Here is a 9141-nt window from a genome sequence, read left to right on the forward strand (position 1 = left end):
TGACGGGCATGCTGCACCAGGTCCGCGAGCCCAATGGGGCCTGATCCAGGGGGAGGTGGCGGACCCGCTGGCCAGGGCCGAGCAGCTCTCGATCGGTGACGACGGCCCCTTCCCCGGCACGAGCGAGATGTTGGCGAACACGACCGGCGCGATCCGGGCCGGCGGGCGGCTGGGGTCCTCCGGCGACCTCCAGGCCCTCGACGCGCAGATCACCGCGCTGGAGGCCGCGCTCGCCGACGGGCGACCGGTACGAGCCCGACCCGGCGAGCCCGCTCGTCACGCTGGCGCAGTGCTACCAGCTATGTGCCAGGACGAAGGGGCTCTCCGACGACCCCTCGGCGGGCGCCGACCGGCTGCGGGCGCAGGAACTGGTTTTTTTAGTTTGTTTCGCCGTGGGCGGCGGCAGCCAGGACCAGGCCCGGCTCGTGCTGGGCGCCTGCAAGCTGGACGGCTACCGCCCGGACCGACCCGACCCGCAGGCGCTCGACGAGGCGGTCCGACTGCTGCGCCGGGGCGCCGACGGCACCAGCCTGAGCCCGGCCATGCGCAACGCCGCCCGCATCCCGCTGGCCGAGGCGCTGCTCGCGCGGGGCATGCTCGTCGGTGACCTGGACGAGGTCGAGGAGGCACTGGTCCTGCTCGCCACGCACCGCGACCCGGCTGCCGCCGACGTCGCTGCAACACGCGGTGGCCAGTTCCCGGGTCGCCGCCGCCCTGCACGTCCGCGCCGAGGCGACCGGGTCCACCGAGGACCTGCTGCACGCCGCCGACGCGTCCCGCCGGGCGACGGCGGCGATCGGGGAACTGAGCCTGGTGTGGGCGTACGACACCGCCCTGTACTGGGCCGAGTGGTCCTGGCGGCACGGGCGCAGCGCCGACGCCGCCGAGGCGTACCTGCTCACCCTGCGCACGCTCAACCAGCTGGCCCGGGCCCAGCTCAGCCGGGCGTACGGCGAACTGGTCCTGCGCCGGCGCACGCGCGGGCTGGTCGGTCGGGCCGCGCACGCCCTGACTCGCCGCCGGCGACTGCCGGAGGCCGCCGTCGCCCTGGAGTCGGGCCGGGCCGTGCTGCTCTCCGCCGCGCTGGAGCGGGACCTGGTAGGCCTCACCAGCCCGGAGCACGCCCCGGTGCGCGAACGCTACCGCCGGGCGGTGGACCGGCTGACCACGCTGGAGGACAGGGCGCTCAGCGAGGCGTCGACGCGGGAGGAACAGGCGTGAGCGACACACCCACCCGGCGGGAAGGCCCCGGCCGGCAGGCGGCACCCACCACCGCCGACCCGGCGGCGGGCACCGCCCCGGCCACCACCCGGGAAGCAGCGCCGCCGACCCCGGCCGCCCCGGCGACCGGCGACGACAGTGGCCTGCCGCAGGGCGTGTCGGCACGGTTCAGCCCGGTCCGCCACCTGGCCACCGGCGGCGAGGCGCACCTGGTCATGCTGGTCGAGGAGCGGGCCACCGGCCTGACCCGGGTGGCGAAGGTCTACCCCACCTCCGTGCGCCCCGACCCGCGGCTGCTCGACGCGCTGCGCACCGCCGACGAGCGCCATGTGGTCCGGATGCTCGACTACGGCACCGAGGTCAACCGGTACGGCACCCCCACCAGCTGGGAGGTGCTGGAGTACCTGCCGCACGGCTCGCTCGCCGCGCTGGCCCGCGAGCGCGGCCCGCTCCCGCCGGCGCAGGTGCGCCGGGTCGTGGCGGAGGTCACCGCCGCCCTGGCCTACCTGCACGGGGAACTGCGCCACGGCGACGCGACCGGCATCGCGCACCGCGACATCAAGCCGGAGAACGTGCTGGTCCGCTCGCTCGACCCCCTCGACCTGGTGCTCTGCGACTTCGGCCTGGTCGCCGAGCTGCGGGCCACCCGGCGCAGCACCGGCCGGGCGGGCACCCCCGCCTACCAGGCCCCGGAGACGTGGTGGCAGAAGAGCCAGGAACCCGCGCAGGACTGGTGGTCGCTCGGTGTCCTCGTCGTCGAGCTGCTCACCGGCCGCAACCCCAACAGCGGCGTGGGCGGCGACACCGCCAACGAGCGGACCATCTTCGAACACATCGCCACCCACGGCGTGGACCTCAGCGGCGTCACCGACCCCGGCTGGCTGCTGCTGTGCGGGGGCCTGCTGACCAGAGCGCCCGAGCTGCGCTGGGGCGCGGAGCAGGTGCGGGCCTGGCTGGCCGGCGAGACACCCACCGTCGACGATCCCGACCCCGAGCCGGAACCGGCGCGGCGGCCGGTGCCCCCGTTCGAGCTGGCCGGCCGGCTCTGCCGGTCGCCCGAGGAGGTGGGGGTGGCGATGTCCGAGAACTGGCGGGCCGGCGTGGAACTGTTCCGCAACCGGGAGAGCCAGCTCAACCTCGACGACTGGCTGCGGGACAACTTCCCCCAGCTCAACCTGCCGGTCAACCTCATGAGGTCGAAGGCCGGCGGGCGGGTCGACGCCGCCGCCCGGGTCACCCGCTTCGTCTCCCACGTCGCGCCGGAACTCCCGCCCGTCTTCGAGGACGAACGTGCCGACGCGCCGGGCCTCGCCGACCTGTCCAGGCGGGCCGCCGCGGGCGAACCGACCGCCGCCGCGATCGTCGCCCGGCTCGACGCGCAACTGCTGCGGGCCCTGGCCCGGCACCGCTGCCGGGCACACCCCGGCTGCACGGGCCCCTGCGCGGTCATCGCCGACGCCGCCGAGCGGCTGGCCCGGGTCACCTCGGCCGTCGAGGCCCGCGCCGGGCAGCTCGGCGCCGAACTGGCCGCCGGGGCCACCGGCGGCCGGCCGCGAAGCGCGCCCGCCAAACTCGACCAGGCGCAACCGGTCGCCCGGGCCGTCGCGCTGCGACTGCTCGTCGACCCCGACCACGGTGGCCGGCTGCGCCCGACGCTGCGCAAGCAGAGCGCGGCACGCCGCTGCGGCTGGTGGGACCGGCTGCGCGAGGAGGCCGGTACCCTCGGCGACAACCGGCAGGTCGCCGCCGCCGCGCTCGCCACCGCGCTGATCCCGCTGGCGACCGCGCGGGCGGCCGAGGAGAAGGCCCGCGCCGCCGGGGCCAGGCAGCGCGAGCGCAACGCCGGCGCGGCCCGCACCGGCTGGGTACCCCCGGCCCGGGCCGCCGCGCTGCGCAACGCCTGGCGGGACACGGTGAACTACCTACTCGCGGTGGCGGTCGGATACCTCACCACGTTCGCCGCCGCCGCGTTCTGGACCCTCGGCGCGTTCCCCGACGCGTGGACCCGGCCGGCGGTGATGCTCACCCGCGTCGCCACCGTCCAGACCGCCGTCGCGCTGCCCATGCTCCTGCTGCTCGCCTGCCTGGTGATCTGCCCCGCCGACCCGCAGGCCGGGCTGCGCCGGGCCCGCCGGCTCTGCTGGGCCGCCGGGGCGGTGGTCTGGGCGCTGCTCACCGCCGACAACGGCACGTACGCGGTGTTCCTGCAGTTCCCGGTGGTGCTCGACACCGGCGTGCGGGCCTGGCTGACCGACATGGACACCAGCTACGGCGAGGCATACCCGTACGTGGCCGCCGGCGGCCTGCTGCTGGCGGTGTGGCTCGGCCGGCGGCTGGCCAACCGGGCCAACGGCACCGAGGGCGGGCGGCTGTCCGGCCGGGCCCCCCGGGCCGTACGCGGCACGGTGATCGCGCTGGTGGCCGGGCTGTACCTGCTGCAACCGGTCTACCTGTGGCGGGGGTGGACGGTGCCGTTGCTGCCCGACCCCACCCGGGTGTGGTGGTTCTTGTGAAGGTCAGGTGAGGCCGCGATGCTGAGGAGGCCGCGATGAGCGGAATCACCGGCGCCCGGTACGTCGTGGAGACGGCAGCCGAGCGCCTCGCCCGTGAGCAACGGGCCCAGTGGCAGCAGTTCGTGCAGGTCCGCGGCGAGCTGGAGGCACTGCGCGCGGAGGCCGAGGCGTACCGGTCGGTCTACGGCAGCCGGATCAGCCGGGTCGCCGCCGGTGCCCGGGCCCGGCCCAACCACTCCCCGCACCGGATCGCCGCCGCGACCGCCGACGTCGCCCTGCTGGTCGGCCGCGAGCGGGAACGGCTGCGCACCGAGGTGCTCGCCGCCTCCCGGCAGGACGTGAGCGGCCTGCTCGACGCCCCGGCGACCAAGGCGGCGGACACGACGAGAACCCGCCGGCAGTGGGACGACAGCACCATCACCGAGCCGGCCCGGCCGGCCAGCCGGCAACGGGACGACTCGGCCGCGCAGGCCGCGCAGGCTGCCCGGGCGCGCGACGACGCGGCGGCGCAGGAGCGCCACCGGGCCCGCGCCACCCGGGCCGCCGAGTTACTCTCCCGTCTGCCCGCCGCGACGCCCGACGAGGTCCGCGCGCCCTGCGCGGCGGCGGTCGCGGAGATCGCCGCGGGAGCCCCGGCCGGCCGCGCCCACCTGCTGCTGCGGGACCTGGAGGAGCGGGTGGGCGCCCAGCAGCGGGCCGAGGAACACGTCGCGCTCACCCGCCGCGACCTGCTCACGATCGCCGCCCCGCTGGAGACGGTGCCCGGCGAGGCGGCGGCCCGGCTGCGCAAGCGGGTCGCCCGGCTCGTCGCGGAACGCGCCGACCGGGTCCCCGACGGGCTGCGGGCCGAGGCCGACGAGGTCGTCGCGCAGGCCGACCGGGCACGCCGACGCAAGGCCGTGGCCGACGCCATCCGGGTCGGCCTGACCGACCTCGGCTACCGCGTCGGCGAGGGCTTCGACACGGCACTGGCCGGCACCGGAGTGGCGTACGCGGCGATGGACAGCGACGCCGGCTACGGCGTGAAGGTGCTGCTCGACCGGGACGACCCGGTGATCCGTACCCAGGTGGTCCGCGCCGGCAGCACGCGGGCCGGCCGCTCCGACGACGTCGCCGCGGAACGGAAGTTCTGCGACGACTACGAGGTGATCAAGCGGCGGGTGCGCCGCAACGGCATCCCGATCGACCAGTTCGGACAGATCGACCCGGGCCGGCAGGCGGTGCAGGTGGTCGCCGACGAGATGATCCCGGCCCAGACCCACGGGGCCGCCGGGCAACAGAGGAAGCAGGGGCTATGACCACACCGCCGATCGACGACCCGGCGCAGCAGCCGGCGTGGCTGCGCGAGGTGAGCCTCGCGCTCTGCGCGCACCCGCAGGTCCTGCTCACGGGTAACGTCAGGGACCTCTACCGGCTGCCCGACCCGGAACGCGAGGGCAGCGTCCGGTTCATGGGCCTGGTCGACGCGCTGTGGAGCGTCGCCCGGGCCCGGGGCTACGGCGCGCTGCTTACGTACTCCAGCGGCGTCGGCGTGGAGATCGCCGCGCAGCTACCCGACGGCGGCGCGGCGGCGGCCCAGGCCGTCCTACGCGACGCCGACGTCGAACCGAACCGCCCGCTGCACCTGGCCCAGGTGCGCGACCTGATCGGCGCGGTGGTGGACGTGCCCCGGCGGCGCGCGGCCGGCCCGCCGGTGGCGCTGGCCCTGGTCGACGCGGCCCGGCTGTTCACCGGCGAGTTGCTCTCCCCGGAGGAACGCCTTTTCCTGGCCACGGCCGACCGGTTGGCCTACCGCGCCACGCCGGTGGGCAACGGCTACAACACCGTCTTCTGGGTGCTCGACCGCGAACACGACCTGCCGTCGTGGTTCGCCACCGGCAACCACACGCTGCGGATCACCGCGATCCCGGAGCCGGACCTGGCGGCCCGCCTACAGACGGCCAACGACCTGGTCGCGACGCTGCCCGGGATGCCGCAGGACACCGACGAGCGGTGGGCGATCGCCCGCCGGTTCGCCGAGGCCAGCCACGGGATGCGGCTGCGCAGCATGCGCGACGTGGTACGCCTCGCCACCGCCGCCGGCATCCCCGGCCCCCGCGTCGACGACGCGGTCCGGGCGTTCCGGGTGGGCGTGCCGGACAACCCGTGGCAGAGCGCCGGGCTGCGGGAACGACTCAAGAGCGCCCAGGAGGAGCTGAGCCACCGGGTACTGGGGCAGCCCGACGCCGTCCGCCGGGTGCTGGACATCCTGGCCCGTTCGGCGACCGGCCTGGCCGGCGCGCACACCGGCGGGCGCAGCAAGCCCCGGGGGGTCCTCTTCTTCGCCGGGCCCACCGGCGTGGGCAAGACGGAACTGGCCAAGGCGCTGGCCGCGCTGCTGTTCGGCGACGAGAACGCGTACCTGCGTTTCGACATGAGCGAGTTCGCCGCCGAACACACCGAGGCCCGACTGATCGGCGCGCCACCGGGGTTCATCGGCCACGACGCGGGCGGCGAGCTGACCAACGGCATCCGGCAGCAGCCGTTCCGGGTGGTGCTGTTCGACGAGATCGAGAAGGCGCACCCGCGCCTGCTCGACAAGTTCCTCCAGATCCTCGACGACGGGCGGCTCACCGACGGCCGGGGCGGCACCGTCTACTTCACCGAGGCGCTCATCGTCTTCACCACCAACCTGGGCATCGTCATCCAGGACGAGGACGGCAAGCCGAAGGAGAACGTCACCCCCGCCCAGGAGCTGCCGGACATCGAGCAGGGCGTGCGGCGCTACATCGAGGTGTTCTTCCGCCACCTGCTGCGCCGACCCGAGCTGTTCAACCGGGTGCAGCAGAGCATCGTGGTCTTCGACTTCCTCCGGCCCGAGGTGGCGGTGGAGATCGCCGACCGGGCGATCGGCCGGGTCGGCGAGGCCGTGCACCGCGCGTACGGGGCGACGCTGGAGTTCAGCGACGAGGCTCGCGACGAGCTGCGCAAGGAGGCCACGTTCGACCTGTCCAACGGCGGCCGGGGCATCGTGTCGGCCATCGAGAGCATCCTGGTCAACCCGCTCGCCCGGGAGGTGTTCGCCAACCCGCCCGAGCCCGGGCAGACGCTGCGCGTCGGCGCGATCGCGCAGGACGGCCAGAACCGCGAGCTGGTGATGGAGTGAGGCTGCGACTGTCCCGGCTGCACCACCCGGTCACCACGCTCGGGCCGGGCCGCCGCGTCGGCGTCTGGTTGCAGGGCTGCGCCATCGGCTGCCCTGGCTGCGTCTCCCAGGACACCTGGTTCGCCGAGCCCCGGCACGACACCGAGGTCGACGACGTGCTCGACCGGGTCGCCGGCCTCGACCCGGCCGGGATCACCGGCGTCACCGTCACCGGCGGCGAGCCGTCGGAGCAGCCCGAGGCGCTGGCCGCGCTGGTCACCGGGCTCGCCGGGCTCGGCGCCGGGCACGACTGGGACGTGCTGTGCTACACCGGCGTCGAACTCGACGAGTTCCGTGGGCGCTGCCCCGGGGCGTACCCGTCGATCGACGCGCTGATCACCGGCCCCTACCGGGCCGGGGAACCAACGGACCTCGTCTGGCGTGGCTCGGCCAACCAGCGGCTGGTGCCGTGCTCGCCGCTCGGCCGGCACCGCTACGCGCCGTGGGTCGACGCCCGGCGCGACCGACCGGAGCTGCAACTACAGGTCGACGACGACCGGGTCTGGCTCGTCGGCATTCCCGGCCGCGGCGACCTCGCCCGGATCCAGCGCGCCCTGGACGCGCAGGGCATCCGGCTGGAAGGAGTGTCATGGCGGCCCTGATCTGTCCGAACCACGGACCGCAGCCGGCCGGCGGCACGTTCTGCCCGATCTGTATGGAGTTCCTCGTCCCCGAGTCCACGGCACCGGCCGCCGGGCGGGTGTGCCCGCTCCCCGGCTGCGGCAACCTGCTCGACGCCGACGGCCGGTGCCCGCTGCACGACCTCGGCGGAATGGTTACCGAGGCCGGCACCTGGGCCGGGGAACCCCCGCAGCGACCCGCCGGAGCGGGCCCGTCGGCCGCGCCGGCCACCACCCGCGACGCGTCACCGGACGTCGCGGCCTTCCGGCTGGACTTCCCGTTCGGACCGGTTCCGGTCGGCCGCGCCGAGGTCCGCATCGGCCGCGCCGACGACCTCGGCGAGATCGCCCTGCGACTGGGCGCGCACGGCAACGTGTCCCGGCAGCACGCGCTGGTCTGGGTCGAGCACGACGAGCTGTACGTGCAGGACCTCAGCTCCACCAACGGCACCTACGTCAACGACCGCCGCCTGGACCCGCACACCCGCCAGCGCCTCTTCGACGGCGACGAGCTGCGCCTGGCCAGCGACGTACGGGCCCGGGTGCGTCGCACCGGAGGCACCTCGTGACCGCGTCCACGCGGGACCCGCAGACCTTCGCGACGGTACGGGTCTGTGCCGTGACCGCCCGAGGCGCCGTACGGGCCGGCAACGAGGACGCCGTCCTCGCCCTCGACTGGATCAGCCAGTCCCCGCGCGCCCGCGTCAGCGACCTCACCACCGCCTGGACCCCGCCCCTGGCCTGCGCCGTCGCGGACGGCCTCGGCGGGCACAGCGCCGGCGAGCTGGCCAGCCGGCTCGCCATCGCCGACCTCGCCAACCGCTACATCGCCTGGGACGGGCCCCGCGCCGTGCACGACGGTGTCGTCGCCATCGGCCACGCCCTGCACTACACGGCCGCCCGCCAGCCCGGCACCGCCGGCATGCGCACCACCATCGCGGGCGTCCTGCTCACCGGCGACGGCGCGTACGTGTTCAACGTCGGCGACAGCCGCGTCTACCGGATCACCGACGGCTACCTGGAGCAGCTCAGCGTCGACGACGCCGGCCCGGGTGGGGCCACGGTCACCCAGTGCCTCGGCGACCCGCCGGACGCCCCCCTCGTGCCGCACGTCGCCCACGCCCCGCTGGACCCGGCCGGCGCCCGCTTCCTGCTGTGCACCGACGGCGTCCACGGCCAGCTCGACGAGCGACGCCTGCGCGCGATCTGCCGCGCCCCCGACGCCCGCGCGCTGGTCGAGAACCTGCGCGACGAGGTCTACGCCGCCGGCGCCGCCGACAACCTCACCGCCGTCGTCATCGACGTCCTGCCCCGTGGGTGAGCAGACGTTCCCGCAGGCGGGCGTGGCGGAACTGATAGACGCCGCCGATCTGGCGCAGGACGCCGCGCCGGTGGGCGTCGTCCAGGAACGCCAGCAGCCGCCACGGCAGCTCGCCCCGCAGCGCGAACCAGGTCCGGGCGACGGTGAAGCGGCCCCACGCGGTGAACAGGACGCTCGCGCCGGCGGTCGCGGCGGCGATCGCGAGGCCGGTGCCCGGGTCGATCAGAGCGGCCATGGTGAGGCCGAGGATGCCGCCTCGCACGGCTGCCCTGGCCATGGCGG

General features: G+C 75.5%; 9 protein-coding genes. 7 read left to right on the forward strand and 2 right to left on the reverse strand.

The genetic code is table 11. The annotated features are described in order from the left end of the window. Positions 1-377: 377 nt before the first annotated feature. The gene (locus tag MCAG_RS32100) at positions 378-650 is read right to left on the reverse strand and encodes a hypothetical protein (protein ID WP_036372142.1); all 273 of its coding nucleotides are present in this window, start codon (positions 648-650) and stop codon (positions 378-380) included. A gap of 37 nt (positions 651-687) precedes the next feature. Between MCAG_RS32100 and MCAG_RS32105 the strand changes: the two genes are divergently transcribed. Genes MCAG_RS32105 through MCAG_RS03285 form a run of 7 tightly spaced genes read left to right on the forward strand, consistent with a single transcriptional unit; the run spans position 688 to position 8859 of the window. After that, positions 688-1221, forward strand: coding sequence for a hypothetical protein (locus MCAG_RS32105; RefSeq protein WP_036372144.1), 534 nt, complete (start codon positions 688-690; stop codon positions 1219-1221). Further along, a complete protein-coding gene (locus MCAG_RS35875) occupies positions 1218-3734 on the forward strand; it encodes a protein kinase (protein WP_036372146.1) in 2517 nt (838 codons plus the stop codon). Before MCAG_RS32105 ends, MCAG_RS35875 begins: the two co-directional genes overlap by 4 nt. Positions 3735-3769: 35 nt before the next feature. Further along, positions 3770-5032, forward strand: a complete 1263-nt coding sequence (locus tag MCAG_RS03265; protein WP_036372149.1) for a hypothetical protein — start codon at positions 3770-3772, stop codon at positions 5030-5032. Further along, on the forward strand, positions 5029-6879 hold the full coding sequence (locus MCAG_RS03270; protein ID WP_050777842.1) for an AAA family ATPase: 1851 nt from the start codon (positions 5029-5031) through the stop codon (positions 6877-6879). The genes MCAG_RS03265 and MCAG_RS03270 overlap by 4 nt, the downstream gene beginning before the upstream one ends. Then, a complete protein-coding gene (locus MCAG_RS03275; protein WP_007071553.1) occupies positions 6876-7520 on the forward strand; it encodes a 4Fe-4S single cluster domain-containing protein in 645 nt (214 codons plus the stop codon). The genes MCAG_RS03270 and MCAG_RS03275 overlap by 4 nt, the downstream gene beginning before the upstream one ends. Further along, positions 7508-8107: an FHA domain-containing protein gene (locus MCAG_RS03280; RefSeq protein ID WP_007071554.1), complete on the forward strand. Its 600-nt coding sequence runs from the start codon at positions 7508-7510 to the stop codon at positions 8105-8107. Before MCAG_RS03275 ends, MCAG_RS03280 begins: the two co-directional genes overlap by 13 nt. After that, on the forward strand, positions 8104-8859 hold the full coding sequence (locus MCAG_RS03285) for a PP2C family serine/threonine-protein phosphatase (RefSeq protein ID WP_007071555.1): 756 nt from the start codon (positions 8104-8106) through the stop codon (positions 8857-8859). Before MCAG_RS03280 ends, MCAG_RS03285 begins: the two co-directional genes overlap by 4 nt. Here the strand turns inward: MCAG_RS03285 and MCAG_RS32110 are convergent. Further along, the coding region (locus MCAG_RS32110; RefSeq protein WP_232290057.1) for a hypothetical protein at positions 8834-9141 on the reverse strand (308 nt) is incomplete at its 5' end. The two genes, MCAG_RS03285 and MCAG_RS32110, sit on opposite strands and share 26 nt — an antisense overlap.

Origin of the sequence: Micromonospora sp. ATCC 39149, assembly GCF_000158815.1 — a bacterium.
Taxonomy (GTDB): Bacteria; Actinomycetota; Actinomycetes; order Mycobacteriales; family Micromonosporaceae; genus Micromonospora.

Coding starts and splice junctions, on each gene's coding strand:
- MCAG_RS03270 (WP_050777842.1), top strand. CDS start 5,029: ATGACCACACCGCCGATCGACGACCCGGCGCAGCAGCCGGCGTGGCTG.
- MCAG_RS03265 (WP_036372149.1), top strand. CDS start 3,770: ATGAGCGGAATCACCGGCGCCCGGTACGTCGTGGAGACGGCAGCCGAG.
- MCAG_RS03280 (WP_007071554.1), top strand. CDS start 7,508: ATGGCGGCCCTGATCTGTCCGAACCACGGACCGCAGCCGGCCGGCGGC.